This window comes from Sinomonas soli (assembly GCF_054782415.1).
The window spans coordinates 132,101-157,877 of the sequence record NZ_BAAGSN010000006.1 but is presented as its reverse complement, the minus strand read 5'-3'; the positions used below and the strand labels follow the sequence as shown (position 1 = coordinate 157,877).

29 protein-coding genes are annotated in these 25,777 nt (G+C 73.7%); 22 read left to right on the top strand and 7 right to left on the bottom strand.

The genetic code is table 11. The annotated features are described in order from the left end of the window. Positions 1-29 precede the first annotated feature (29 nt). The 7 genes from ACYVKZ_RS06400 (at position 30) to ACYVKZ_RS06370 (ending at position 7,197) form a co-directional block, all read left to right on the top strand. Complete coding sequence (locus ACYVKZ_RS06400; RefSeq protein WP_460991231.1) at positions 30-1,511, top strand: aldehyde dehydrogenase family protein; 1,482 nt, start codon at positions 30-32, stop codon at positions 1,509-1,511. A gap of 1 nt (position 1,512) precedes the next feature. Further along, positions 1,513-3,009, top strand: coding sequence for a PfkB family carbohydrate kinase (locus ACYVKZ_RS06395; protein ID WP_460991230.1), 1,497 nt, complete (start codon positions 1,513-1,515; stop codon positions 3,007-3,009). Then, the gene (locus tag ACYVKZ_RS06390) at positions 3,006-3,896 is read left to right on the top strand and encodes a glycosyltransferase family 2 protein (RefSeq protein ID WP_460991229.1); all 891 of its coding nucleotides are present in this window, start codon (positions 3,006-3,008) and stop codon (positions 3,894-3,896) included. Before ACYVKZ_RS06395 ends, ACYVKZ_RS06390 begins: the two co-directional genes overlap by 4 nt. A 171-nt stretch (positions 3,897-4,067) precedes the next feature. Beyond that, entirely contained in the window at positions 4,068-4,730 is a 663-nt protein-coding gene (locus ACYVKZ_RS06385; RefSeq protein WP_460991228.1) for a DUF6328 family protein, read from the top strand. Between the two features lie 110 nt (positions 4,731-4,840). After that, on the top strand, positions 4,841-6,091 hold the full coding sequence (locus ACYVKZ_RS06380; protein WP_460991227.1) for an Nramp family divalent metal transporter: 1,251 nt from the start codon (positions 4,841-4,843) through the stop codon (positions 6,089-6,091). Between the two features lie 99 nt (positions 6,092-6,190). After that, positions 6,191-6,691, top strand: coding sequence for a universal stress protein (locus ACYVKZ_RS06375; protein ID WP_460991226.1), 501 nt, complete (start codon positions 6,191-6,193; stop codon positions 6,689-6,691). Positions 6,692-6,837: 146 nt separating this feature from the next. Beyond that, positions 6,838-7,197, top strand: a complete 360-nt coding sequence (locus ACYVKZ_RS06370; RefSeq protein ID WP_460991225.1) for an SPW repeat protein — start codon at positions 6,838-6,840, stop codon at positions 7,195-7,197. Positions 7,198-7,299: 102 nt separating this feature from the next. Here ACYVKZ_RS06370 and ACYVKZ_RS06365 read toward each other — a convergent pair whose 3' ends face one another. The 3 genes from ACYVKZ_RS06365 to ACYVKZ_RS06355 are packed head-to-tail and all read right to left on the bottom strand — an operon-like array spanning position 7,300 to position 9,177. Beyond that, positions 7,300-7,740, bottom strand: a complete 441-nt coding sequence (locus ACYVKZ_RS06365; RefSeq protein ID WP_307007399.1) for a hypothetical protein — start codon at positions 7,738-7,740, stop codon at positions 7,300-7,302. After that, positions 7,733-8,695, bottom strand: a complete 963-nt coding sequence (locus ACYVKZ_RS06360) for a hypothetical protein (protein WP_460991224.1) — start codon at positions 8,693-8,695, stop codon at positions 7,733-7,735. Before ACYVKZ_RS06360 ends, ACYVKZ_RS06365 begins: the two co-directional genes overlap by 8 nt. Beyond that, on the bottom strand, positions 8,692-9,177 hold the full coding sequence (locus ACYVKZ_RS06355; protein WP_460991223.1) for a hypothetical protein: 486 nt from the start codon (positions 9,175-9,177) through the stop codon (positions 8,692-8,694). The genes ACYVKZ_RS06360 and ACYVKZ_RS06355 overlap by 4 nt, the downstream gene beginning before the upstream one ends. 206 nt (positions 9,178-9,383) lie before the next feature. Between ACYVKZ_RS06355 and ACYVKZ_RS06350 the strand changes: the two genes are divergently transcribed. Continuing rightward, positions 9,384-10,163, top strand: a complete 780-nt coding sequence (locus ACYVKZ_RS06350) for a hypothetical protein (protein WP_460991222.1) — start codon at positions 9,384-9,386, stop codon at positions 10,161-10,163. 41 nt (positions 10,164-10,204) lie between these two features. On the opposite strand, the gene ACYVKZ_RS06345 is transcribed toward ACYVKZ_RS06350, so the two are convergent. The 4 genes from ACYVKZ_RS06345 to flgN are packed head-to-tail and all read right to left on the bottom strand — an operon-like array spanning position 10,205 to position 13,376. Further along, a complete protein-coding gene (locus tag ACYVKZ_RS06345; RefSeq protein WP_460991221.1) occupies positions 10,205-10,570 on the bottom strand; it encodes a flagellar assembly protein FliW in 366 nt (121 codons plus the stop codon). Continuing rightward, positions 10,567-11,451, bottom strand: a complete 885-nt coding sequence (flgL, locus tag ACYVKZ_RS06340) for a flagellar hook-associated protein FlgL (RefSeq protein ID WP_460991220.1) — start codon at positions 11,449-11,451, stop codon at positions 10,567-10,569. The genes ACYVKZ_RS06345 and flgL overlap by 4 nt, the downstream gene beginning before the upstream one ends. Before the next feature lie 2 nt (positions 11,452-11,453). Then, positions 11,454-12,875 carry a flagellar hook-associated protein FlgK gene (gene flgK / locus ACYVKZ_RS06335; protein ID WP_460991219.1) on the bottom strand — a complete coding sequence of 474 codons (1,422 nt, stop codon included), beginning with the start codon at positions 12,873-12,875 and terminating at the stop codon, positions 11,454-11,456. 15 nt (positions 12,876-12,890) lie between these two features. Further along, positions 12,891-13,376, bottom strand: coding sequence for a flagellar export chaperone FlgN (gene flgN, locus ACYVKZ_RS06330; RefSeq protein ID WP_460991218.1), 486 nt, complete (start codon positions 13,374-13,376; stop codon positions 12,891-12,893). A 219-nt stretch (positions 13,377-13,595) separates the two neighbouring features. Here flgN and ACYVKZ_RS06325 point away from each other — a divergent pair, with 219 nt between their 5' ends. The 14 genes from ACYVKZ_RS06325 (at position 13,596) to ACYVKZ_RS06260 (ending at position 25,773) form a co-directional block, all read left to right on the top strand. Next, complete coding sequence (locus tag ACYVKZ_RS06325; protein ID WP_460991217.1) at positions 13,596-14,441, top strand: flagellin N-terminal helical domain-containing protein; 846 nt, start codon at positions 13,596-13,598, stop codon at positions 14,439-14,441. A gap of 116 nt (positions 14,442-14,557) precedes the next feature. After that, complete coding sequence (gene fliD, locus ACYVKZ_RS06320) at positions 14,558-15,967, top strand: flagellar filament capping protein FliD (protein ID WP_460991216.1); 1,410 nt, start codon at positions 14,558-14,560, stop codon at positions 15,965-15,967. A gap of 22 nt (positions 15,968-15,989) precedes the next feature. Continuing rightward, on the top strand, positions 15,990-16,415 hold the full coding sequence (gene fliS, locus ACYVKZ_RS06315) for a flagellar export chaperone FliS (RefSeq protein ID WP_460991215.1): 426 nt from the start codon (positions 15,990-15,992) through the stop codon (positions 16,413-16,415). Further along, positions 16,408-16,767, top strand: coding sequence for a hypothetical protein (locus ACYVKZ_RS06310; protein ID WP_460991214.1), 360 nt, complete (start codon positions 16,408-16,410; stop codon positions 16,765-16,767). The genes fliS and ACYVKZ_RS06310 overlap by 8 nt, the downstream gene beginning before the upstream one ends. Before the next feature lie 118 nt (positions 16,768-16,885). After that, positions 16,886-17,227, top strand: coding sequence for a flagellar basal body rod protein FlgB (locus ACYVKZ_RS06305; RefSeq protein WP_307007411.1), 342 nt, complete (start codon positions 16,886-16,888; stop codon positions 17,225-17,227). Continuing rightward, complete coding sequence (locus ACYVKZ_RS06300) at positions 17,227-17,622, top strand: flagellar basal body rod protein FlgC (protein WP_460991213.1); 396 nt, start codon at positions 17,227-17,229, stop codon at positions 17,620-17,622. The genes ACYVKZ_RS06305 and ACYVKZ_RS06300 overlap by 1 nt, the downstream gene beginning before the upstream one ends. After that, positions 17,619-17,948, top strand: coding sequence for a flagellar hook-basal body complex protein FliE (gene fliE, locus ACYVKZ_RS06295; protein ID WP_460991212.1), 330 nt, complete (start codon positions 17,619-17,621; stop codon positions 17,946-17,948). Before ACYVKZ_RS06300 ends, fliE begins: the two co-directional genes overlap by 4 nt. Continuing rightward, entirely contained in the window at positions 17,948-19,555 is a 1,608-nt protein-coding gene (gene fliF, locus ACYVKZ_RS06290; RefSeq protein WP_460991211.1) for a flagellar basal-body MS-ring/collar protein FliF, read from the top strand. The genes fliE and fliF overlap by 1 nt, the downstream gene beginning before the upstream one ends. Then, entirely contained in the window at positions 19,552-20,589 is a 1,038-nt protein-coding gene (gene fliG / locus ACYVKZ_RS06285) for a flagellar motor switch protein FliG (protein ID WP_460991210.1), read from the top strand. Before fliF ends, fliG begins: the two co-directional genes overlap by 4 nt. Next, on the top strand, positions 20,579-21,250 hold the full coding sequence (locus tag ACYVKZ_RS06280; protein ID WP_460991209.1) for a FliH/SctL family protein: 672 nt from the start codon (positions 20,579-20,581) through the stop codon (positions 21,248-21,250). The genes fliG and ACYVKZ_RS06280 overlap by 11 nt, the downstream gene beginning before the upstream one ends. Beyond that, a complete protein-coding gene (locus tag ACYVKZ_RS06275; protein WP_460991208.1) occupies positions 21,247-22,563 on the top strand; it encodes a FliI/YscN family ATPase in 1,317 nt (438 codons plus the stop codon). The genes ACYVKZ_RS06280 and ACYVKZ_RS06275 overlap by 4 nt, the downstream gene beginning before the upstream one ends. Next, positions 22,560-23,045: a hypothetical protein gene (locus ACYVKZ_RS06270; protein ID WP_460991207.1), complete on the top strand. Its 486-nt coding sequence runs from the start codon at positions 22,560-22,562 to the stop codon at positions 23,043-23,045. Before ACYVKZ_RS06275 ends, ACYVKZ_RS06270 begins: the two co-directional genes overlap by 4 nt. Continuing rightward, entirely contained in the window at positions 23,042-24,190 is a 1,149-nt protein-coding gene (locus ACYVKZ_RS06265; protein ID WP_460991206.1) for a C40 family peptidase, read from the top strand. The genes ACYVKZ_RS06270 and ACYVKZ_RS06265 overlap by 4 nt, the downstream gene beginning before the upstream one ends. After that, complete coding sequence (locus ACYVKZ_RS06260) at positions 24,190-25,773, top strand: flagellar hook-length control protein FliK (protein WP_460991205.1); 1,584 nt, start codon at positions 24,190-24,192, stop codon at positions 25,771-25,773. Before ACYVKZ_RS06265 ends, ACYVKZ_RS06260 begins: the two co-directional genes overlap by 1 nt. Positions 25,774-25,777: the final 4 nt, after the last annotated feature.

The following is a 25,777-nucleotide window of genomic DNA, read 5'->3' as shown; positions in this document are numbered from 1 at the left end:
GGCCGATAGACGTTGTACAGGAGGTCGACATGAGCGCTGTCCTGCCGGGCAAGGCAGACTACGCGGGTGCGCCGCACCCATCGGGAGACGACGCCTTCGGAACGGATGCATCCGGAGCGGACGCAGCAGCAGGAGGCGCAGCCTCCGGGACGGAGACGGAGGCAGACGCAGCAGCGCTCGCCGCGGCCGAGGCACACCGGGTCGAGAGCGCGCTCCAGTCGGCCCGCCGGGCGTCAGCGGTGTGGCGACGCACGCCGCAGGCGGAACGCTCCACGGCTCTGCGGGAGATTGCCGCCGCCGTCGAATCGGCGGCCCACGAGCTCGCCGACCTGAACTCCCGGGAGACGGGCCGCCTCTTCGACGATGCCTTGGAAGGCGTGCGCTCGGGAGCCGAGGCGCTCCGGCGCTTCGCAGAGCTGGGCCTGCTCCGCTCGGGCCCGAGCCTCGCCGGGGCGTTCTCGGGGCTCGACTTCACGGTCTTCGAACCCCGCGGAGTCGTGCTCGGCCTGACATCCTGGGACGACCCCGTGGCGGTGGCCTGCGCCGTTGTCGGCGCGTCCCTCGCCGCCGGCAACGCCGTGGTCCTCAAGCCGAGCGGCCGCTGCCCCGCGCTCGGCCGGCGACTCGGACGGCTCTTCGCCTCGGCGGTCCCCGCCGGGGTGATCGGCACCGTGACCGGCAGCGGCGCCGTGGGCGCGGCCCTCGCCGAGGACCGGCGCGTCGACGCGATCGTCCACATCGGGTCCTCGGAGGCGGCGGACAGCCTGACCCAGTCCGCGTGCGCGACGGGTGCCCATCTGGTCCGCGGCAGGCCGGGCAACGGCGTGTTCATCGTGGACCGGGAGGTGGATCCCGGCTGGGCTGCTGCGAGTGCGGCGGAGGCAGCCTTCCGGCACGCGGGCCAGCTGCGCTCCGCGGCGAGCCGGATCTACGTGCTCGAGGACATCGCCGACGACTTCCTCGAGGCCTTCGCCGACCAGGCCCGGCAATGGACGGCCGGTGAGCGGCTCGGTCCGCTCGTCGACGCCCGAGCGCGGAAGGACGTCCACCGCGTGGTGGCCCAGGCCCTGGACCGCGGCGCCTTGCGCATCGCCGGCGGCGCCATCCCCGACGGATCGGGCTCCTACTACCCGCCGACCATCCTCACCGGCCCCGCCGCGACCTTGGAGGGCTTCACCGAAGAAGTCCGCGGTCCCGTGGCCGCCGTCATCCGCGTGGGAAGCTTCGGTGAGGCGATCGCCGAGGCCGCGCACTGCCCCTGCGGTGCCTCCGCAACGGTCCTCACCCGGGACATCGCCCATGCCCAGATCGCGGCCGCCGAGCTGCCGGTGGGCACGGTGGTGGTCAACGGCGTCGCCCAGGGAGCCACCGGGACCGATGCCCCGGGCCTCCCGCAGACCGGCAGCCCGGTGGGCTTCGGCCCGCGCCTGCTGGACGAGCTGAGCCGTCCCAAGGTGATCCACCTCGAGCCGCCCGTGGTCTCCCGGCCCGGGCCGGGCCTGGTGATCTGAGGTGGACGCCGCAGAGATCCTCGCTGCCCTCGGCCGCCGCCGCCCCCGAATCCTCGTGCTAGGGGACGTGCTCCTCGACCGCTGGTGCGAGGGCGGCGCCGAACGGCTCTGCCGCGAGGGGCCCGTCCCGGTGCTCGACGTGGCCCGCGTCGTCGACGCTCCGGGAGGGGCTGGGAACACCGCCATGAACCTCGCCGCGCTCGGCGCGGAGGTGGTGCTCGCCGGGGTGGCGGGCGACGACGAACCAGGCGGCGCGCTCTCCGCGTGCCTCGACCGGGCAGGGATCAGCACCGAGGGAACGCTCGTGCGGCGTGCCGGCCGGTCCACGTCGGTGAAGTCCCGGATGCTCGCCGGGGGCCAGCTGCTCCTCAGAGTGGATTCGTGCCGCCATGCTGACGAGGACGAGGCCCGCGAGGTCTCGGACCGTTCCCTCGCCGCGCTGGCGGGGGCGGACGCCGTCGTGGTGTGCGACTACGGCCTCGGCGCGCTCGCGGCCCTGAACCGGAACGCGGTCCGCCGGGGAGCGCACGCGCTCGTGGTGGACGCCCGCCGCTTCCACGACTGGGCGAGCCTCCGGGCCGACGTTGCGACCCCCAATGCCCAAGAGGCGGCCGACCTCCTCGGCGAGCCTCCGCCCCACGGAGACCGGCGTGCCTGGGCCGAGGGGCATGCGCGCGAGCTCGGCAGCGCGACCGGGGCCGCGCACACCCTCGTGACCTTGGACCGCGACGGGACCGTGCTCCTGGGGCCCCCGGGCAGGGTGCACGCCACCGCCGCCCGTCCCGCCCCTGAACAGAACGCGGTCGGTGCCGGCGATACCTTCGTGGCCGGGCTCGCGTACGCCCTCGCGCTTGGCCTGCCCGTCGATGCGGCCGCCGACGTCGGACAGGCCGCCGCGGACGTCGTGGTGGGCCTCCCGGGCACGAGCACCTGCACCGGGGAGCGGCTGGCCGCCGCGCTCCGCCGCGAACCGCCTCGCCGCGTCAGCACGCTCGAGGCGGCCCGCGAGGCCGCCGCCGCGGCCCGGTCCGCCGGCCATGCGGTGGTCCTCACCAACGGGGTGTTCGACGGGCTGCACCGCGGCCACACCGCCTTCCTCGAGGAAGCCGCACGGATGGGCGGCCTGCTCGTGGTCGGCGTCAATTCGGACCAGTCCGCGCACCGCCTCCACGGAGTCCTGCCGTCGGCCGCGGAGGACGACAGGGCGGCCGTCGTCGCGGCCCTCGGCTCCGTGGACCACGCTCTGGTCTTCGACTCCGAGACGGCCGTGCCGCTCATCGAGGCCCTCGCCCCGGACGTCTACGTCAAGGGCGGCGACTACCTTCCGGGCATGCTCGCCGAGGCGGGCGCCGTCGAGGCCGTCGGCGGGCGGCTTGAGACCCTCGGCTGGACCGAACGCGCGCACCGGCAGCCGGTGGACGGCCGCCGGATAGACAGCCGTCCAGAGGACAGCAGCCCGATGGACAGCCGCCGTGTGGACAGGAGGGCGGACCGGTGACCCGCGGTCCCGCGGACTGGGCCGCACCCAGCCCGCGCGGCGAACCGCTCCTCGAGGTCCTCATCCCGACCTGCAACCGCCCCACCGAGCTGGCCACCACCCTGGCCGGGCTCGCCGCCCAGGACTCGGACGGCTTCGGCGTCGTCGTCAGTGACCAGAGCGACGGCGCGGCAGGCTGGGAGCACGAGGGGCCCGCCGCGATGCTGCGGCTGCTCGAGGCGCAGGGGCGCCCGGTCCGCACCCTCCGGCACCACCCGCGGAGGGGCCTGGCGGAGCACCGCCAGTTCCTCCTCGAGGCCTCCGCCGCGCCGCGAGTGCTCTTCCTGGACGACGACGTATGGCTGGCCCCCGGCGCGGTCCGCACCCTGGGCGAGGCGCTCGGCACCCTCGGATGCGGGTTCGTGGGGATGGCCGTCCAAGGTCTGTCCTACCTCGATGACCCCCGCCCGGAAGAAGTCGAGGCCTTCTCGGTGTGGGATGGCCCGGTGCGGCCCGAGCGGATGGACCGCGGCGCCCCGGGGTTCGTGCGCTGGCGCCTGCACAATGCCGCGAATCTGGCCCACCTCGCGGCGGACCTGCGCCGCACCGGCAGGCTGCGGGCAGGCGAGTGGCTCCCGTACCGCGTGGCCTGGGTCGGCGGGTGCGTGCTCTACCGGCGGGAGGCCCTTGAGGACTGCGGCGGCTTCGGGTTCTGGCGCGACCTCCCCGCCGCGCATGCCGGCGAGGACGTCGTGGCGCAGTGGCGGGTGATGGAGCGCTACGGCGGTGCCGGGATCATCCCGTCCCAGGCCGTGCACCTCGAGAGCCCCACCACGGTCACGGACCGTTCGGTCGAGGCCTCGGCCGTCCTGGTCGGGGATGGGGGGCGGGGTCCGGAAGAGGTGTGAACCGGGTATCGAGAGGGAAACAACGGCTCGGGCGGGTCGGGGGTGCCGTCCGCGGTGGAAGGAGAACGGCGATGCCGGCGAATCGGACGCCTCCGAGCGTCAAGGGTCCGCAGATGTACGAGGGGCTGCGCGTGAAGGGGCACGCCTCCCTGCGCATGAGTGAGTCTGCCGATGCCCTCCGGAACCACTGAGCGTTCCTCCGAGCGCAAGTCCCAGCGCCACCTCCTCTACCACCGCCGCGAGACGTACGCGGAGAAGCTGGACCGCAACTGGGCCGAGATCCTGCAGGAGCTCCGCATCCTGCAGACTGGCCTGCAGCTCATTGCGGGATTCCTCATGACGCTGCCGTTCCAGGCCCGCTTCACCGCGCTGGATGACTACGCGCGCACGCTCTACCTCGTGCTGGTCGTGGTCGCGGCGATCGCCCTCCTCGTGGTGCTCACGCCCTTGAGCGTGCACCGGTGGCTCTTCCGCAAGCAAGTGAAGGACCGCCTCGTGGCGAGCGGGTCGTGGGCGGCGAAGGTGGCCCTCGGTCTGGCCGCCCTGCTCATCACGGGCACCTCGTCGCTCATCTTCGACGTGGTGCTCGGGCGGTGGCAGTCCCTCGTGGCAGGGGGTGTCCTGTGTGTGCTCTGCATCATGATGTTCCTCGCCGTGCCGGCCGCCATCTCACGCTTCCCGGACCCCACCAAGCTGCCCGAGACAGAGGCGGCGGTCCAGGAGCGGGAGGCTGAGCCGGGCCACGGCACGGACGACCACGGCACGCATGAGGTGCACACGCATCAGGGGCACGAGCCGCGCGACCCCGAGGCGCGCGGACTGCCGGGCGAGTGAGCGACCCTATGGGCGGCCGGCGCACTGACGCAGACGGGAAGGGGCCCGGCGCAGACGGGAAGGGGCCCGGCCCGTGGTGGAAGCGGGCGGCGAAAACCCTCGGGCCCGGGGTGGTCACGGGCGCCTCGGACAACGATCCCTCCGGCATCGCCACGTACGCCCAGGCCGGAGCCTTGTACGGCTTCGGCATGGCCTGGACGGCCCCGGTCGTGCTCCCGCTGATGATCGCGGCCCAGGAGATGTCCGATCGCACGGCATCCGCGACCGGCAAGAGCATCGGGGCGATCGTTCGGGACCGCTTCCCCCGCGCGGGAAAGGTCACCGTCGGAGTCCTCCTCGTCCTCCTGATGGTGGCGAACACCATCAACCTGTCCGCCGACCTCATGGCAGTGGGGGGAGGAATGGAGATCCTCGGCGCCGGTCCCGCTCAGTTGTGGAGCGCCCTCGCGGGCATCGCCATCGCCGTGCTCCTCGTCGCGGGCTCGTACAGGATTGTCTCCCGCATCTTCACGGGCCTCTGCCTCGCGCTCTTCACCTACGTGGCCGTGATGTTCGTGGCCCACGTCAGCTGGCTCGAGGTCGTGAGAGGACTCTCCTTCCAGCGGGTCACGGGCGATCTCCCGTACTGGGGGCTCGTCGCCGGCGTCTTCGGCACCTCGATCTCGCCCTACCTCTTCTTCTGGGAGAGCGGCCAGAGGATCGAGGAGATGCGCGCCGAAAAGCGCCATGGAGGCCCCTCTGCCGTGCCCGGCCGGGACATTCCCCTCCACCGTGCCCACCGGCGGCGCCGCCAGCGCCGGGTCGACGTCGTGACGGGAATGACCCTCTCGGTGGTGGTGATGTTCGCCGTCATTGTGGCCACCGGGGCCACGTTGGGACAGCACGGACAGTCGATCCAGACGGCGGCTGACGCAGCCAAGGCCCTCGCCCCGATCGCGGGGCCGCTGGCCGGCGCGGTGTTCGCCGTGGGATTCATCGGGACCGGTCTCCTCGGCGTCCCGGTGCTCGCCTCCGCCGCGTGCATCGGCCTGAGCAGCCTGACAGGAAAGTCGTGGGGGTTCGAGCGCAGTCTCCGCAGGGCGCCGGTGTTCTACGGGCTCGTGCTCGTCGGTACGGTTGGCGGCACGCTGCTTGCGAGCATCTCCCACAACCCGATGACGATGCTCGTGCTCAGCGCCATGATCAATGCGGTGGCCGCCGCGCCCTTCCTCGTGGTGGTCCTCCTCATCGCGCGCAGCAGGACGATCATGGGCAACGCCCGCAACGGACTGCTTTCCAATGTGCTGGGCTGGGCCACAGCAGCCGCCATGGCCGTGTGCGGCGTCCTGGCGCTCTGGTCGCAGATCGCCGGGGTTCAGTAGGGCCGGGACTCCCGAGGGCCCGGGGCCCAGTTGTGCCGGCCGGGCACCGGGGCCCAAGTTCCCTAGCCCCCGGGCGAACGGGGGCCCTAGGCTCTGGCCATGAGCGAAGCACAGGATTCTGCCCCCGTCCAAGGGATTGTCGTCGGCGTCGACGGTTCGCCCCTCTCGATCGAGGCCCTCAAGTGGGCGGCGCGGCTCGCACCCACGCTGGGCGGCCCCATCACGGCGATCGCGGCCTGGCACATTCCCACCAGCAGCGCTGGCTACGTCTCGTACCCCGGCATCGACTGGAACCCGGAGGAGGACGCCGCGACGGTGCTGCAGTCTTCGCTCCAGGAGGCCTACGGGGAGCACCAGCCGGAGGGCCTGAGGGCGTTCACGGTCCAGGGACGCCCGGCCCAGGTCCTCGTACGGGCCAGCCGGGACGCCACCATGCTCGTGGTCGGTTCCCGCGGCCTCGGAGGCTTCATGGGGATGCTCCTCGGGTCGGTGAGCCGAGCCGTGGCCGAGCACGCCTCCTGCCCGGTGATGGTGCTGCACACCCAGGGCGACGAGCAGGCGGGGGAGTCCCTCGACGCGCAGGAGCTGACCCGCAGCTAGGGGACTTTCGCCCTTTACAGGGGGCCTTCTCCGGCGTGTACTGGAAGTGGCCAGCGCGATGCGCCGGCGCATCTGCACCGACCAGCCGAGCACTGACCGAGTCCCCCGGGGGGACCGGGGGTGGAGAGTTGGGAGGAGAGCAACCCATGAACAAGTGGACGCGCTGGGAGGACTACGTCGCGCTCATCTGCGGCCTCTACGCGGCGCTTGCAACGATGTGGACGTCGCAGACTGCGTCGTCGACCTCGCTCATGCTCGTGTTCGGGATCCTGCTGATCGCGTCGGGCGTCCTCAACCTGTCGTTGCCCGGCACACCGTGGCTCGAATACGTGCAGTGCGCGCTGGGCGTCCTGCTGTTCGTGTCCCCGTGGATGGGCATGTACACGACTCACATGGGAGCGTCCTGGACCTCGTGGATCGCCGGCATCATCGCCGCTGGAGTGACAGCTGCGGCCTTCAAACCGGCCAACGACGCCAGGCACCACCGCGTGATGCCCTCGCACTGAGCGAGTCATCCTTCACCGTGGCCGCGGCCCGCAGGGGCCGCGGCCCTTTCACGTCACGAGGCGGGCCAGGCGCCGTGCCGTCCCGGCTCAGTCGTGCCCGGCTCAGTCGTGGTCGTGGGACTGGCGGTTGAGGGTCTGGTCGATGATGTCGCGGATCTCCAGGAGCGTCTCGGGGGAGAGGTCGCTGGTGAGGGCGCGGGCCGCGAAGTTCTTGACCTCGGCCTCCTTGAGCGTGCGGAGCAGCTCGAGTTGGGCCGTCACGCGCGAGGGCACCTCGGCGTCCGCGTCGGTCAGGAAGGACACGGGCACCCCGAAGAAATCCGCGAGGGCTTCGAGGAGGGGAGTGTCCGTGGTCATGGGACCGGTGCCGGCGCGCATGTAGTGCCAGCGCTGCCGGGAGATGTGCACGCCACGGGCCTCCATGGCGGTCTTGATCTCCGGGAAGGTGTAGCGGTTGCCGCCCTCGGCAGCCACGACGTCGAGGAGCGTGTTGAGGCGTTCCGCCAAGACTTCCTGTGGCTCCGGCGGGAGATGCTCAGGCATAGAAGGCTTCCTCCGATTTCTTGACGAGTCTCGATTCCGATGATGTCAGGAGCGAGCCGCCGGCGGCGAGTTCGCTGTCCATGATTTCGACCAGGGCGCGGTGCAGGCGCGACCTGGGGTCCCTGCTGACCACACCGCTGAGGGGCGCCGTGAGCGCGTCCATCACGAGGTTGGCGTCGGCCGCGCGCCGCCAGACCCGGTCCAGGCGCAGCAGGCAGTATCGCTCGTACACCTGCCAGGCGTCGGCCCACCGCGTCAGCGAGGGGAGGGCGAGCCCGAGCGGCAGCAGCACGCCGGCGCAGCCGGCGAACCACTCGAAGGAGGCCTCGAGCGCGGGCCCGGCGTCGAGGCCCACCGAGGTGAGGTCGCCGGCCTCGCGCAGCACGTTGGCCACCATGCCCGCCACGGCTGAGCCGCAACCCACGGCCACCGTGGTGAAGCCGGTCCTGAACAGGCCGGACGCCATCTGGGGCACGTAGCGCAGGCACACGAGCGCAATCTGGACCGCGGCGAAGATGACGTAGATGGAGAGCGTCGTCGTGAACACGAACACCCCGACGTCCACCTGGGCCTCGGGTCCTGCGGGGAGGCCGCGCAGCGGGACGGCGCCCACCGCGACCGCGCAGGCGTAGGCCGAGCAGTACGCCGTCATCGCCGCGGCGGTCTGCAGCAGGCCGCGCTGCAGCACCGACGCCTGGTCTGCCGGCAGCACGACGGCGCGGACGATCGCCGCGCGCACGAGCCCGAGCGCGAGCATGATGAGGGAGCCGACCGTGGGCACCGCCGCGCCCCCGCCGAAGACGGCGCCGCTCACCGCGGGCGCCATGAGGACCGCTGCCGCGGCGCCGGCGAGGGCCGCGGCGAAGACGAGGTCCCCGCGTCTGCGCAGGAACGGCCCAAGCCGGGTCAGGACCAGGATCCACAGTGCAGCCGTCGCGGCGGCGAGCGGGGTCATCCGAACACGCCCCGGAAGTTGAGGGGCTCGTCCCGGCGCGCCCGCCGGCCGCGGGCGATGGCCCCGGCGAACAGGTCGGCGAGGGATTCGGCGACGATCTCGGGCTCCGACTGGCGGCGGCAGCGAGCCAGGACCCGGGACACGATGCTGCGGTCCAGGTCGGGCAGGAGCGACGCGAGATGGCGGTCCTCGCCCTCGAGGAGGTCGTGCTGGAGCACCATGTGGGCCAGCTCGTGGAGGATGATCTGCTCGCGATGCAGCTCCGAGCCGGTCTTGGCATGGAGCACGAGCTCTGCCGCGGGCAGCGAGAGCCATAGCCCCGAGATCTTGTCCGCCCCGAGATGATCGACCGCGCGGACCACGATCTTCCGGCCGCGATGCAGCTCGATCCGCTCGGCGAGCGAGTCGAGCGTAAGATGGTCGGGCGCCCCGAGCGCCTCGAACGCGGCGGCCGCCTGCCGCCGGAGAACGCCTGTGTCCACGACACAACCCCCTTAGTCCCCCGTGGTCCCGCCAGCACCAGTGGCACCAGCACCACTGGTCACAGTGTAAGGTCTGCGTGAGGGCCGGATGAACGGCCGCGCGACATCAAGGCTGAAAAATGAAGAAGTTGATGTGGCAGCTGCCGGCAGTGGTCGGGGGGACAGCTGTTCTGACATTCTGCGGCGTCAGCACACTGCAGGCGGCCATGAACGGGCCGCTCCAGCAGTACGGTGCCTCCGTCCAGTCGGCGCGGGCCAGCGCATCGGCTGCCGCGCTCCGTGCCGCGCCCGCCTCCGCCTCTCCGGCTCCGCCCGCGAGTGCCGCCGGCGTCGAGCCGGTGGCGATGCCGTCCCTCGATCCCTGCGCCACTGGTGCCTGCGGCGACCCCTCCGCCGTCGTGCTCACCCCGGCTGCGAAGGCACCGGCCGACGCGGGACCCGCCGCCGATCGGGGCGGAGACGGCGGAAGCCCTGACGGCGGCCCCGACGGTTCGGGGAAGGGCAGCGCACCCGCCCAGGGCCGCGACTCCTCGGGCGGCCAGGCCGCGGCGCTGGGGAAGGGCCAGGGGCCCGCGGACTCGAACGGCGACGGCGCTGGGGACAACGCCCAGGGCCCGGGGCCGAACGGCCGCGGCCAGGGCGGCGCCGCCTCACAGCGGAATGGCCAAGTCAATGGGAACGGCCAGGACAACGGGTACGGCCAGAGCAATGGGTACGGCCAGGGCAATGGGTACGCGAACGGCCGTGGCGGCGGCAACGGACAGGGCAACAGCGCTGCGTCCGCCGCCGGGCAGCTCGTGAGCACCCTCGACCGGATCCTCGGTCTGACGGACCCCTACGGGATCTCCGTATCCGCGGGGCCGGGGAACTGGAACGGGAACGGCCCTGCCAAGGGGAACGGCCCTGCCAAGGGCAACGGCAACCAGGGCAACGGCCAGGGTGGCCGCGGGAACCAGGGCAGCGGCCAGGGTGGCCGCGGGAACTAGGACCAGCGGGTCCGCCGGCCGGAGGCGCCTGCTGTCCGGCCCTACTGCGCGCCGAGTCCGGCCCGCACGGGCCAGCCGTCGAGCACGGCCTGCACCGCCCGTCCGTCGGCGTCGTTGACCAGCACCGGAGCCGCGAGGTTCACGGTCGTGGCGCCGCCGGCCGGGGTCGCGACGACGAGGATGCGCGGGCGGTCCTGCTCGCGCAGGCCGATACGGGCGGCCGGCCCGGCGACGTCGGGGGAGTAGCCCGGCACGTACACCGCGGCGTCGAGGACGAAGAGCCTGATCGCCGGGTCCGCCGGGGGGCAGAGGCTGAAGAGGCCGGGGGCGCCGTCGACCGCCTCGAGCACCCAGTCCGTGTGCGGGGCAAGGCCGGGGAGCGGCTCCGCGAAGGCGAGCGCGCTCACCGGAGGAAGTCCGTCAGGCTCGGCTGGAGCACCTTGGCGGTGACGGCGAGGGCAGCCTGGTACGCGGTCTGCTGCAGCTGGAGGTCCAGCACGGCCTTGCCGAGGTCCATGTCCTCGATGCCGCTGCGGCGCGCCTCGAGCGAGGTGGCGGCGTCCGCGGTGGCCTGGCCGGCGCGGCTGAGCTGGGAGAGCCGGCCGCCCACGTCGGAGCGGGCAGCGGCCACAGCCTTCATGCCGTCGTCGAGCGCGGTGAGGCGCGACGTCGGGTCCGCACCCGAGCGGAGATCGGCGGCGATGCCGTCCAGCACCGCGAAGACGGAGCCGGGGCCCGTCCCGAAGGCGGCGGCGCCGTCGGCGTCCACGCGGACGGTCTGGTCGGGGCCGATCCGGCGCTGCACGGTGCCTCCCTGGGTGCCGTTGAAGGTGGGCGGGGTCCCGTCCGTGAACGCGCTCGCGGCGTCCGAGGTCCCGGCGAAGACGCTGCGGCCCATGTACTGGGTGTTGGCGGTGGCCAGCAGGTCCTGCCGGAGGGAGTCTATCTGGGTGGCGAGGGCGTTCCGGCCGTCCTGGTTGAGCGAGCCGTTGCCGCCCTGGATCGTGGCGTCGCGGACCCGCCGGAGCAGGTCGGTCGCCGAGCCGAGGGCGGAGTCGAGGGTGCCGAGCCAGGCGGTCCCGTCGTCGATGTTCCGCTTGTACTGCGCCCCGGCGGCCATCTGGGCGCGTACCCGCAGCGCCTCCCCGGTGCCCACGGGGTCGTCGGAGGGCCGCGTGATGCGGGTGCCGGAGCTGGCGGTGGCCTGGGCCGCGGCGAGCCTCGCCTGCCGGGCGCCGAGGGCGCGCTGGGCCGCGAGGGTCATGGTCTGGTCTGTCACGCGCAGCATGGCTACAGTCCTACCGTTCCGGTGTGGTTGATGAGGGTGTCGAGGGCCTGGTCGACCGCCGTGAGGACGCGGGCCGCCGACTGGTAGGCGTGCTGCGCCGCGAGGAGGTTCACGTTCTCCTCGTCGAGGCTGACCGACGCGTTGGAGGTCTGGGCCTGCTTCGCGTTCGCCGCGGCCGTGTCCGCGAGGTCGCCCTGCTGCTGGGCGGCGCGGGAGGCGGACCCCGTGGCCGTGACGAACGCGGCCCAGCCGGCGTCGGGCGATCCCGGGGCGAGGCCGAGCTGGGCGATCGCGTCTGCGGTGGAGCCGTCGAGGGCGCCCCCTCCCGGCGCGCCGGCCGCGATCTGGTCCGCGCCGCTCACCGCAACGGTGAGGCCCTGCGCGGCAGGGAGCGAGGCGGAGAGGGCGAAGAAGGCCCCGCCGCGGGCGCCGGTCGAGGTCTGCCCGGCGCTGTGGACCGCATTGACCGAGGCGGCCAGGGACGCGGCGACCGCGTTGTACTGGGCGGCGGCCTCGGCGATCGCTCCGCCGCTGCCGCCGTTTGCGGGCGCGAGGACGGAGAGCGCCCCGGCGATCGACCCGCCGTCGAGCCCCACCGCCTGCGCCGGGCGGTCCGCCCACACGAGGGTGGGGGCACCCGAGGCGGCGTCCGCCATGGTGGCGGCGCCGGCGAGCTGCACGGACCGGGCGGAGTCGCCGCTCACGAGCGCGTTCCCGCCGAGGTAGACCGTGACCGTGCCGTCCCCCTCCTCGCGCACCGTGCCGCCGGCGAGGGAGGCGATGGACTCGGTGAGCCTGGCACGGGCGTCGATGAGCTCGTTGGGCGAGCCGCCCGCCCCGAGCGTGGAGCGGATGCTCTTGTTCAGCGCCGCGACCTGGGCGGCGGCGTCGTTGAGCGAGGCGACCATGGACTGCGCGTCGGCGCGGGAGGCGGACCACTGGGCGTCGAGGGCGCCGTAGCCGGCGGAGAGGGTCGAGGCGATCTGGTTCCCGGCCTGGATCAGGGCGCTCGCCGGCGCGGGCTGGCCGGGCTGGTTGGCCACGTCCTGCCACGCCGACCAGAAGGACTGGAGCCTGGCGGACAGCCCGTCGCTGCCGGGCTCCTGGAGGACCGCCTCGATCTGCTGGTAGGCCGATGAGCGCTGCGCCGTGTACCCAGCGGTGGCCGCGGTGGTGCGGGCGGAGGCGTCCAGGAGGGCGTTGCCGAGGCGGGCGATCCGGTCCACCGAGACGCCCTGGCCCACCTGGGGGCCGGCCGTCGCGAGGCCCATCGCCGCGGGCGCTGCCACGGAGGACTGCTCGATGCGCTGGCGCGTGTAGCCCTCGGTGCCGGCGTTGGAGATGTTGTGGCCGGCGAGGTCCATGGCCTGCTGGGCGGCGGAGAGGCCGCGGTAGGCTGTGTTGAGGGCGCCGAAGGTGCTCACGGGGGTCCTATCCGCTCAGAGGTTCTGGTCGAACAGGCGCGCGCTGCCCTGGGCAGCCGAGCGCCCGCGCGCATCGTAGAGGGTGGTGACGGACGCCTCGGTCTCCGCGAGGGTCTCCTGGGTGGACCGGGCGGCCGCGCGCAGGAACTGGGCGTTCGCATCGCGCAGCTGCCGGATCAGGGCGGCCTGGTCCGTCATCGCCTTGAGGTGGGCCGAGAGGATGTCCGCCCACGCGGCGTCGGGCGCGCCGGCCGCGAGGTCACGGAGCGTCGCCTCCTCGTCCAGCCCCCACTCACGGGCGACGGCGGCGGCCGTCACCGCGCGCTCCAGACCGACCGCCTGGAGGCGCTCGAGGACATGCTCGACCTCGCGGGTCGCGTGCGAGAGCCACCGCGTCTTCCCCGCGGTCAGCAGCAGCTGCTCCTCCTCGAGCTTGAACGTCAGCAGGTCCAGCAGCTCGCGCTCGCGCCAGAGCTGGGCCGACAGGTCGTGGATCGCCATTCCTTGGCCAACTCCTCATCCATGAGGCAACAGTGCCGGGTGCGTGGCGCGCAGGCGCGCCGTGTACAGAGGACTGTCGGCAGGGCAGGCCGAAAAATTAGCCGGGCACAATTTTCCAGCGCGCAGCTAACGCGTTCCCCGGGGCCGCCGATAGGTGCGGTTGAGGGCCCACGGACGGGCCCGGAGCAGTACACATCACCAGTCACGGAGGAACCCACGATGGCACTGACCGTCAACACCAACCTTTCGGCCATGCAGGCCTACCAGAACCTCAACAAGACCTCCATCGAGATGGCCAGCTCCATGGCCAAGCTCTCGAGCGGTCTCCGCATCAACACCGCCGCCGACGACGCCGCGGGCCTCTCGATCTCCGAGGGCCTCAAGTCCCAGGTCAACGGCTATGGCGTGGCCGCCCGCAACGCCCAGGACGGCATCAACGTCATCCAGACCGCGGACGGTGCGATGGGAGAGGTCACCTCGATCCTGCAGCGCATGCGCGACCTCGCGGTGCAGGGCGCAAACGACTCGAACAACACTGCTTCGCGCGGGTCGATCCAGAAGGAGGCGGATGCTCTCAGCAAGGAGCTCTACCGCATCACGAACGGCACGAACTTCAACGGTAACAACCTTCTCAAGGGTGGTACCCAGAACTTCCAGATCGGCTCCGGTAGCGATGCCAACTCCACCATCACCGTGAACCTCGCGGACGTCGCCACGGGCGTCGGCAGCCTCGCGTCGACGGACGGGACCACCGCCGGCACAGGCTTCGACGTCACGAGCAACACGACGGCGCAGACGACGATTGGGAGCATTGACACGGCGATCGCCGCGATCTCGGCCCAGCGTTCTGATCTCGGTGCATCCCAGAACCGCCTGTCCCACGCGATGAACATCGCGAATGTCTCCGCGCAGAACCTCGCGGCCGCTCAGTCGCACATCGCGGACACCGACATGGCGTCCGAGATGGTCAACTACACGAAGGACTCGATCCTCTCGCAGGCCGGCACGGCGATGCTCGCCCAAGCCAACCAGTCCGGCCAGGGCATCCTCAAGCTCCTCGGCTGATCAGTGCAGTAGCGCCCGCGGCGGCCAGGCCCTCCACGGCCTGGCCGCCCTCGGCGTCCCACCCCTGACGCGGCGCGGCCTCGGCCGGCACCGCGCCGGACCGAAGGAGCACTACCATGGGAGTCTCGGTCAACGGACTGGGCAGCGGTCTGGACATTACGTCCATCATCACCTCGCTCATGAACGTCGAGGCGCTGCCCCAGCAGCAGCTCAAGCAGGCCCAATCCGACCAGCAGAGCATGATCACCGCCCTCCAGGGCCTCAACACGAAGGCCTCCGCGCTCGGCGACCTCGCCACGAAGATCTCTGCGCCCGGGGCGACCAACCTCTTCACGGCCACGACGGACAACACCGCCGTGACCGCCACAGCCGGCACCACGGCGACGGCGGGCACGTTCAACGTCACGGTCAACCAGCTCGCCCAGACCCAGGTCGACGTCACCGCTGCCATGGCCTCGTGGCCCACCGACTCGACCGGGGCGCCCTCGGCGCTCACCCTCGTCGACTCCACGGGCAGGCAGACCCAGATCACGCCGGCGAGCACGTCCCTCGATGACGTGGTCACGGCAATCAACGCCTCTGGCGGCCCCGCGAAGGCCCTCAAGGTCGCCTCGGGCACGGACGCGAGCGGCAACCCGCTCTACCGCCTCCAGCTCACCGCCACGCAGTCGGGCGCCGCGGGCGCCTTCACCGCCTACCAGGGCACGTCCGCGGACGTGAGTGCCGGCACGGCGACCGACCTCATGTCCCAGCCGGGGGCCGCCGTCGTGACCTCCGCGCAGGACGCCAAGGCGACGCTCTATGCGGGCGCGGCCGCCCAGCAGACCATCACCTCGGCCACCAACACGTTCACGAACCTGCTCCCGGGCGTGAACGTCACCGCCTCCGCGGGGGCCGTGGGCAGCAGCGTGGGCGTGACCGTCGCGAGCGATGCGGCCGGGATCTCGAAGCAGGCCAGCGACCTCGTCGCCTCGGTCAACGACCTCTTGAACACGATCGCGAGCAACTCGGCGGTCACGACGACGAGCAGCTCCTCGGGGGTGACGTCCGCGTCCGGCGGCCTCTTCACGGGCGACTCGAGCGTGCGCGCCGTCGGCTCGGCCATCACGGACGCCGTGTACCTGCCGACCTCGAACGGGCAGTCGCCATCGCAGATCGGCATCGTGATCCAGCGCGACGGCACCTTCTCCTTCGACTCGGCCAAGTTCTCCGCGGCCCTCGCGGCGGACCCCGCCGGGACCCAGGCCGCCCTCGCGGAGATCGCCGGCCGCGTCGCCACCGCGGCCACGAACGCCTCGGACCCGGTCACCGGCTCGATCACCTCGCTCATTGCCGGGCGCCAGAGCGCCGTCAACGACCTCGGCACCCAGATCAGCGACTGGGACCAGCGCCTGGCCGACCGCAGGGCGTCCCTCACCGCGGTGTACAACGCGATGGACACCGCCCTCGGAACCCTCAAGTCCCAGCAGTCCTGGCTCACGAGCCAGATCGCGGGGCTCCCGACCTACAGCCAGAGCTCGAAGTGAGCCCGAAGAAAGGGGACCGCCCGTGAGAGGCGCATCCTACGCTCGGCAGCAGTACACCCGGGACGCGGTGCTGTCCGCGAGCCCTGCCCGGCTGCTGACCATGCTCTACGACCGGCTCCTGCTGGACCTGCGCCGCGCCGAGGTCGCCCAGGGCGCCGCGGACTGGCAGGCGGCGAGCGACAACCTCCTGCACGCGCAGGACATCATCGCCGAGCTCACCGCGACCCTCCGGCCGGGCGTGTGGGACGGCGCCGACGGCCTGCGGGCCATCTACGAGTACGTCCGGGTGGCCCTCGTCAACGCCAACATCCACCGCGACCCCGAGCGCACCCGCGAGGCGATCACCCTCCTCGAGCCGCTCCAGCAGTCCTGGCACGCCGCCGCCGGCGTGGTCGCCGAGCAGGAATCCGCCGGCATCGAGTCCTCCCAGGGGTACGCCGTTGGCTGAGCAGGCCACGGACGTCCAGACGCAGGCCTGGGAGGCGGTCCTCGCGGCCCTCGAGTCGGACCTCGCCGCCGCCGGGCAGCTGCTCGGCGGCCCCCTCCCCGGCGCGCACGACGCCGGCCGGCCCGCCCGCGCGGGGCTCCCACCCGCCGTCGTGCGCTGGACAGCACCGGCCGCCCTCGGCCCGCTGCCGGAGCACCTCGCCGAGCGCGCCCGCGCCCTCGAAGCCGCCCAGCAGGACCTCGCGGCCCGGCTCGCCGAGGCGCGCTCCAACGCGGCGACCCACCTCGGCGCGCTCCGGGCCGTCCCCTCGGCGCGGCGCGACGCCCCGGTGTACCTCGACGTCCAAGGCTGAGCCGCCCGAGCGCTAACGCCCGCGCCCACCCTGCCGATAATGCCCTGCGAGCACGGATTGCTCGCAGACCAGGCCACGGACCGGCCCCCCTCTCGCGTTCCTCTTGGGCAGGAGAACTGTGCTCGAATCCGTGACGTCCGCCGCGCTCACCAGCGCCCTCGACGGACTCTCGCAGCGCCAGCGCGCCATCGCGGACAACATCGCCAACGTCAACACCCCCGGCTACCACGCCCAGCGCGTGTCGTTCGAGTCCGCGCTCGCCGCGTCCGTCCAGGCCGGCGACGGCCGCGCGTCGGCGACCACCTCCGTCTCCGCGGAGCCGACCCGCACGGACGGCAACAACGTCAACCTCGACACGGAGACCCTCTCCAACGTCGACACCGTGCTGCGCTACCAGTTCGCCTCGCAGGCGATCAACGCGCAGTTCACCGGGATCCGCACGGCGATGAGGACGGCCTGATGACCTTCGACGCGATCGGGATCGCCGGCACCGCCCTCACGGTCCACCGCAAGTGGCTCGACGCCATCTCGGACAACCTCGCCAACGTCAACGACGCCGCCCCCACGAGCGGGCCCGCGTTCCAGGCCCGCTTCATCGAGGCGCAGGCCGGCCCCGGCACCTCGGGCGTGTACGTCAAGAGCACTCCGCAGGGCAGCGCGACCGGGCGCATGGTCTACGAGCCCTCCAACCCCGTGGCCGACGCGCAGGGCTACGTGCGCTACCCGGATATCGACCTCAACGAGCAGATGGGCTCGCTCATCATGGCCCAGCGCGGCTACCAGGCCAACGCCCAGGTCGTGGACCGGGCCCGCACCATGTACGAGTCAGCGCTGCAGATCGGCAAGTCATCATGAGCATCGCACCCATCGGACCGGTCTCCCCGCTGCAGGGCGTGCAGGGCCTCGACGGGATCACCGGCGCCGCAGGCGTCACCGGAACCGCGGCGGGCACGACGGCGGGCGGCGGCTTCGCGGCGAGCCTCGCCGGCGCGGTGGACAACCTGCAGCAGCTCCAGTCCACCTCGAACCAGCTCTCCGTCCAGGCGGTGACCGGGAACCTGGATGACATCCACAACGCGACCATCGCCGCGACCCGGGCCCAGGTCACCCTTGAGCTCGCGGCGACCGTGCGCAACAAGGGCGTGGACGCGTTCAACGAGATCATGAGGATGCAGGGCTGATGCCGCCGTTCCTCCTGGCCGCGGGCAGGCGCCTCGGGGTCACCGTCAGGGGCTTCACGACGGGGCAGCGGACCCTCGCCGTCATCGGCCTCGCGGTCCTGGCGCTGGGCACCGTGGCCCTGGTCTCGTGGCTGACCCGGCCCACCTACGCGCCGCTGTTCACCGGGCTGCAGAGCTCGGACGCGAGCGCCGTGGTGGCCCAGCTCGGCAAGGACAACGTCCCGTACCAGCTCGCCGACGGCGGGGCCACGGTGCTCGTGCCGCAGGAGAAGGTCTACGACGAGCGGCTCAAGGCCGCCTCGGCCGGCCTCCCCGCCGCCCCGGCCACGGGCTACTCGCTCCTGGACAAGATGGGCGTGACCTCCTCCGAGTTCCAGCAGGACGTCACCTACAAGCGGGCCATCGAGGGCGAGCTGGGCACCACGATCTCGCACCTCGACGGCGTCAAGGCCGCCACGGTGCAGCTCGCCCTGCCCCAGAAGACGGTGTTCACGTCCCAGCAGGTCGACCCCACGGCGTCCGTATTCGTCGAGACCGTGCCCGGGCAGACCCTCTCGGCGGACAAGGTCGAGGCGATCGTGCACCTCACGTCGGCGGCCGTGCCGAGCCTCAAGGCCGCCAACGTCTCCGTGGTGGACGCCCAGGGCAACGTGCTCTCCGCCGTCGGCGCGGGCCTGAGCGCGAACGGCGCCAAGCAGGCCGCGGACTACCAGCAGCGCACCCAGACCGCCGTCCAGGCCGTGCTCGACCGCGTGCTCGGCCCGGGCAACGCGACCGTGGCCGTGGTGCCGGAGGTGGACCAGCAGTCGGCGCAGCAGAAGTCGGAGACCTACGCGAGCGCCTCGGCGGCCCCCCTGAGCCAGTCGACCACCACCGAGAAGTACAGCGGCACGGGCGCCTCGGGCGCCTCCGGGGTGCTCGGGCCGGACAACATCGCCGTGCCCTCGGGCGCGGCCGGCGGCAACGGCACGTATGACTCGACCAAGGACACCCGGGACAACGCGGTGAACAAGGTCACCGAGGACCGCACCATCCCCGCCGGGGCGCTCAAGCGCCAGTCCGTCTCCGTCGCGGTCAACTCCTCGGCCGCTAACGGAGTGAACATCCAGAACCTCAACGCGCTCGTCTCCGCCGCCGCCGGCATCGACACGACCCGCGGGGACGTCCTCTCGATGCAGGTGGTGCCGTTCAGCACCGCCGCGGCGGACCAGGCCAAGGCCGCGCTCGCCCAGCAGCAGGCCGACGAGGCCGCCAGGCTGCAGGGCCAGCTGCTGACCACCATGATCTGGGCCGGGGTGGCGCTGCTGGCGCTCATCGTCGCGGCCGTGCTGCTGTCGATGCGCCGGCGCCGCATGGCCGCCCGCGAGCCGATGGAGCTCGGCGGGGACATCCTCCTCGACGAGCTGCCCGTGCCCGTCGCCATCGAGCCCTCCGTCACGACTGCCCTCCCGGCGGTGGAGCCGCTCGTGCCGGCCCTGCCCGATCCCGGCGAGGAGGTGCTCGACGCCGAGCGGCGCCGCGCCCAGGTCGATCGGCTGGGCGCCACCGACCCGCAGAAGACCGCCGAGTACCTGCGCGGGCTCATGGACGAGAGGCAGACGGTATGACGCCCGCACTGGCGGCCGTCGGAGAGCTCCGGCTCACGGGGACGCAGAAGGTCGCGATCGTGCTCATGCAGATGAGCCCCGAGTCCGCCGCGAAGGTGATGGCCCACTTCACCGAGGCCGAGGCGGAGGACATCGCCGCCGAGATCGTCCGCCTCAGCCGCGTGGACCCCGCGGTCTCCGACGAGGTCATCGCCGAGTTCCACGAGATCGCGGTCTCGGGGCGGCGCATGACCCGCGGGGGCCGGGACTTCGCCGTCGGCCTCCTCGAATCCTCCTTCGGCCCCGACCGGGCCGCGGGCGTCATGGACCGGCTCGCCTCCACCATGGCCGGGAAGTCCTTCGAGTTCCTCGACACCGTGGACCCAGCGCAGCTGCTGACCCTCCTCGACGGGGAGCTGCCCGAGACGATCGCCCTCGTGCTCGCCCACCTGCGGCCCGAGCAGGCCTCCCACGTGGTCGCCGGCCTCGGCCCGGCGCAGGCCACGGACGTCGCGCACGCCCTGGCCACCATGGGCTCCGCCACCCCCGAGGCCGTCAGCGTCGTGGCCGAGAGCCTGCGCGCCCGCACCGGAACGGTCCTGACCCCGGGCCAGCGGCAGGTCGAGGTCATGGGCGGCGTCCAGCCCCTCGTGGACATCATCAATCGCTCCGACGTGGCCACCGAGCGCACCGTCCTGGACGGGCTCGCCGAGCGCGACCCCGAGCTGGCCGAGGAGGTCCGCTCCAAGATGCTCACCTTCGCGGACATCGTCAAGCTCGAGCGCAAGGACATCCAGCTCATCCTCCGCGGGGTCGACGCCGGCCTGCTCGCCCGGGCGATGAAGGGCGCCTCCCAGCCCGTGCTGGACGCGATCACCGGCAACGTCTCCGACCGCAACCGGGACATCCTCACCTCCGAGATCGCGGCCCTGGGCCCGGTGCGGGCCTCCGAGGTGGAGGAGGCGCGCGCGGAGATCGTGCGCTCGATCCGCGAGCTCGAGGCCACCGGGGCCATCACGATGCGCCGCGGCGAGGAGGACGACCTTGTCTACTGACACGGTGAACCTCGGCGCCCCCCTGCCCGGTGCACCGGTGCGCCCGGTCGTGTTCCCGGACCTGGGCCCGGCCGGGGAGTCGGAGGGCTACGCGCGCGGCCACGCCGCCGGGTACGCCGCCGGGCTGCGCCGCGCCGCGGCCGAGGCCGGCGAGCGCGAGGAGGAGCGCCGGGCCGAGCACGCGGCCGCGCTCGCCGTTGCGCGCTCGCGGGCCGAGGCCGCCGTTGCCGTCCTCGCCGCGGCCGCCCGCGCCCTCGAATCGCGCACCGCCCCAGTCCTCGCCGAGGCCGAGGCCCAGCTCGCCGCCGCGGCGCTCGCGGTCGCGGAGGCCGTGATCGGCCGGGAACTGGGCGACGCCCCGGGCAGCGCCCGGGCCGCCCTCGCCCGCGCCCTGACCGCACCGGACGCGGCCGCCGTCCTCTCCGTCCGCCTCCACCCGGCGGACCTCGCACTCCTCCGCCAGGCCGCGGCCCCGGTGCCCGCGGGCGTTGTCCTCGAGCCGGACCCGTCCCTCGCCCGCGGCGACGCCGTGGCCGTCTACCCCGACGGTGAGCTCGACGCCCGGATCGCCACCGCCCTCGCCCGCGCAGCCGCCGCCCTCACGGCGTCGGACCACGAAGCCCCGCCGCCTGAGGCCCACTCGCCCGGAGCCCGCGCATGAGCGTCCTGCAGGGCCTCCCCGGCGCCGTCGCCGCCGCGGCCCCCAAACGGGTCGGCACCGTCACCGCCGTCCGCGGCCTCGGGCTCGAGGTCGCCGGGCTCGGCTGCGCCGTCGGGGACCTCGTGGAGATCGCGGGCGACGCCGGTTCCGTCACCGGGGCCCAGGTGGTCGCCTCCGCGCGGGGTACCCTCACCTGCATGCCCCTCGGACCGCTCGCCGGCCTCCGGGTGGGCCACCCGGTGCGGGGCCGCCGCGGCGGCTCGCTCGTCCCCACGGGGCCGGCGCTGTTCGGCCGCGTCCTCGACGGCCTCGGCCGTCCCATCGACGGGCGCGGTCCCATCCCCGGCCCCCGCGTCCCCGACGAGGGCACCGTGCCGTCCGCGCTCGAGCGGGCCCGGATCGACATGCCCCTGCAGACCGGCGTCCGCGTCCTGGACACGCTCGCCACGGTGGGCCGGGGCCAGCGCCTCGGCCTGTTCGCCGGCTCCGGCGTGGGCAAGTCCTCGCTCCTGTCCATGGTGGCGCGCGGCACCGAGGCGGAGGTCTCCGTGATCGCCCTCGTGGGGGAGCGCGGCCGCGAGGTCCGCGAGTTCCTCGAGGACGATCTCGGCCCCGAGGGCCTGGCCCGCTCGGTCGTGGTGGTCGCCACCAGCGATGAGCCCGCGCTCATGCGCCTGCGGGCGGCCTCGACCGCCACGCGCATCGCCGAGTCGTTCCGCGAGCAGGGGGCCCACGCCCTGCTCATGATGGACTCCCTCACGCGCGTGGCGATGGCCCAGCGCGAGATCGGCCTCTCGGCCGGCGAGCCGCCCGCCACGCGAGGCTACCCGCCGTCAACCTTCGCCCTCCTTGCCCGGCTGCTCGAGCGGGCCGGGACCGCGCGCACCGGCTCCGTCACGGGCATCTACACGGTCCTCGTGGACGGCGACGACCACAATGAACCCGTGGCCGACGCCGCCCGCTCCATCCTCGACGGGCACGTGGTGCTCGAGCGCAAGCTCGCCGTCATGGGCCACTTCCCGCCGATCGATGTCCTCGGCTCGGTCTCCCGCGTGGCAGCCAAGGTCAACGCGCCCGAGCGCACCGCATGGGCCGCGGCCCTGCGCCGGGTGCTCGCGGCCCGCACGGCCGCCCAGGACCTCATCGACGTGGGCGCGTACCAGCGCGGCGGCAACCCCCTCGTGGACGCCGCCCTCGACCACGCCGGGGAGATCGACGCGTTCCTGCGCCAGGGCCTCGACGAGCGCACCGCGTCCGAGGACGCGTGGGCCAGGCTCTCCCGACTCGCCACGATCCTCGGAGGTCCCCGATGACGGCACCCTTCCCCCTCGCCGGCCTGCTCAGGCTGCGCCGGCTCGAGCAGGACCAGGCCGCCGGCCACCTCGGCGCCGCGAACTCCCGCCTCGCCGCCCTCGCCGCGCGCGAGGGCCGGTCCGTCGCGGAGGCCGAGCGCATCCCGTCCGAGGCCGACACCTCGGCCGCGCTGCTGGCCGTCGCCGCCGCGCGGGCCTCCTCGATGAGCATGCTCACCGAGCTGCGCAGCCTCACCGCCACGGTCGAGGCCGAGCGGGACGAGGCCGAGCGCGAGTTCGGGGCCGCCCGCGCCCGCACCGTGGGCCTGGAGAAGCTCGAGGCCCGCCACGCGGCCGCCGCCGCCGCCTCGGCGCTCGCCGCCGAGCAGGTGGTCCTCGACGAGCTCGGCTCGGCCGCCCGGCTCCGGGACGCCCACGGGGCAGGCACCGGCGCAGATGCCGGCCCCGGCGGCCTGCCCGGCGCGGGAAGCGGTGGCGCATGAGCATCACCGAGGCCATGGGCCGCGTGGCCCAGATCCAGACCACCATCTCAGGGTTCGACCCCGCGGCAGCCGCACGGCCGGCGTCGTCCGCCCCGGCCGCCGCGCAGTGCGCCGGCCCGGCGGCCACCCAGACCACGCCCCAGACCGCCGCGGCCTTCGCCCAGGCCCTCGCGGGCCTCCTCGCCCCCGCCTCCGCGGCGCCGGCCGACGGGACGGCCGCCCTCGCCGCGGCCGGAAGCACGGCCGGGGCCGCTGGCGGGGTCACGGGCGAGCAGGTCGCGGCCGCGGCGCAGAAGTACGTCGGCGTGCCCTACGTGTGGGGCGGAACCGACCCCGCCACGGGCATGGACTGCTCCGGGTTCGTCCAGCGTGTCTACCAGGACCTCGGCATCCCACTGCCCCGCGTCGTGCACGACCAGATGACCCAGGGCACGCCCGTCGCGTCCCTCGCCGACGCCAGGCCCGGCGACCTCCTCATCGACTTCGGCGGCGAGCACGTGGCCATCTACCTCGGCAACGGCAAGGCCATCGACGCCCCCGAGCCGGGCAGGACCATCCAGGTCCGCGACGCGTGGGAGAAGTACACCGGGCTCACTGCGATCCGGCGGATCGTGCCGGACAGCGGAGTCCCAGGGCCGGGGGCGGCCGCCGGAGCGGTGACCAGGTCGGCTGCTGGCTCCGCGCCGTCCGGCGTGGCGGGCCTCACCGCGTCCCAGCTGGGCTACGCCCGAACGATCGTCGGCGAGGTCCGTGCCCGGGGCCTGCCCGCCCAGGCCGCGGTCGACGCGATCGCCACCGCGCTGCAGGAGTCCTCGCTGAAGATGTACTGGAACCCGAAGGTCGCGGGCTCGCAGGCGCTCGCGCCCGATCCGTCCGCCATGGGCACCGACGGCTACTCCGTGGGCCTGTTCCAGCAGCAGGTCAACGGGAGCCAGTTCTCCTGGGGCACCGTCGCGGACGCGATGGACCCCCGGGCCTCGACCCGGATGTTCCTGGACCGCCTCACCGCAATCCCCGGGTGGCAGAGCATGCCCGTCTCCGCCGCCGACCAGGCCGTGCAGCGCTCCGCCTACCCCGGCGCCTACGCCCGGTGGGAGCCCACGGCGCGCGCCGTCGTCGCCGCCCTCTACCCCGGAGGCGCCTGATGCCCGCCCTCATCTCCGCCGCACCGCCCCTTCCTGCGACCGCCGCGGCCCCACGGCCCACCCCGCGCGGCGGTACGCCCGCGAGCGGGGGACCGGACCAGTTCGCCGCGGCGCTCGCCGACGTCCGGGGACGGCAGACCCCGGACTCTGGGAGCCGGCCTGCCGAGGCGCGCCGCTCCCACGACGACGCGGACACCGAGTCCGCACCCGGCGCCGGGGTCCCGGCGGCGCCCGCCGGATTCGTCCCGGGCCATGCGGGGGCTGCCGCCGCGGGTCCCGCGCAGGCTCCCGGCCCCGGCACGGGCACCGGCCCCGGCCCCGGCGCCGCGCGCACGACGGCGGGCCTCGCCGCCGCGTCCGGCACCCCGGCCGTCGGGCTGCCTGCCGTTGCTGGCGTGCCCGGCAGCGGCGCGGGCACCGGCGCTGTGGCGACTGGCGGCGCGATGGCGGCCGGACCTGCCGCGACTGGCGCGCCCGGCATTCCGGCGGGGGACAACGGCATGGCGGGCATCCCGGACGCCGCGCTCGTCGCGGCCGGAACCGCAGCCGCGGCCGCAGCCGCAGGGCCTGGCGCCGCAGTGCAGACGTCCGGAGCACCGGCGATGGGGGCCGGTACTCCGGGATCATCCGCCTCCCGGGCCTTCGGCCTAGCGGGCAGCGCGAATGCGCCCAGACTCGGCGGTGCCGGGACGGCGCCGGGCACGGCCATGTCCGGCTCCGCGCCCATGGACCTGTCCGCCGGCCGCCCGGAGTCGGTCCAGCCCGGCTCCGCCCTGTCTGGCTCTGTCCTGTCTGGTACGGCCCTGTCTGGTACGGCCCTGTCTGGTACGGCGCAGCCTGGTACTGCTCTGCCTGGCTCGGCGCAGCGTGGTACTGCTCTGCCTGGCTCGGCGCAGAGTGGCTCTGCCCTGTCGGTTCCGACACTGCCTGGCGGCACGCCGGCCGGCCAGGGGCCGGCCGACCTCGCGTCGTCCGCCGCAGCAGCAGCCGCCACCACCGGGCTCCCCGCGGCGCCCCTCCCGGCGGCGACGGTAGGCGCGGTGCTGCCGACCGCCGTCGTGCGCGGCCCGGCGGTGCCGCCGCAGGGGTTCGCCGGCCAGCTTTCCCAACCCGTGGCGACCCTCGCGCAGGCCGGCCCGGGCGAGCACCTCATGACCGTGAAGGTCACCCCGGAGAACCTCGGCCCGGTCACGGTGCAGGCACGCATCGGGCCGGACGGGGTCCGGATCGAGCTCTTCGCCCCGACCGACGCCGGCCGCGCCGCCGTGCACGCCGTGCTGCCCGACCTGCGCCGCGACCTCGCCGGGACCGGGCTCGGCGCGAGCCTCGACCTCTCCCAGCGCGGCGCCCCGCAGCAGCCGGGAGCCCAGGGGGACCGCGGGCAGCCCGGCAGCCAGCCCGGGGGCCCCGCGGGAGGCGCGGCGGGAGGATCCGCCCACGGCCAGCCGGGAAGCACCGCGGGAGGCCACCCCTCCGGACGGGGGAGCGGCGGAATCCCTCTGGACCCGGGCGCGCCGCCGGCAGCGCCCGGCGCACCGCCCACCACCGCCCCCACGGCCTCTGGCCTCGACATCCTCGTCTGAGAGA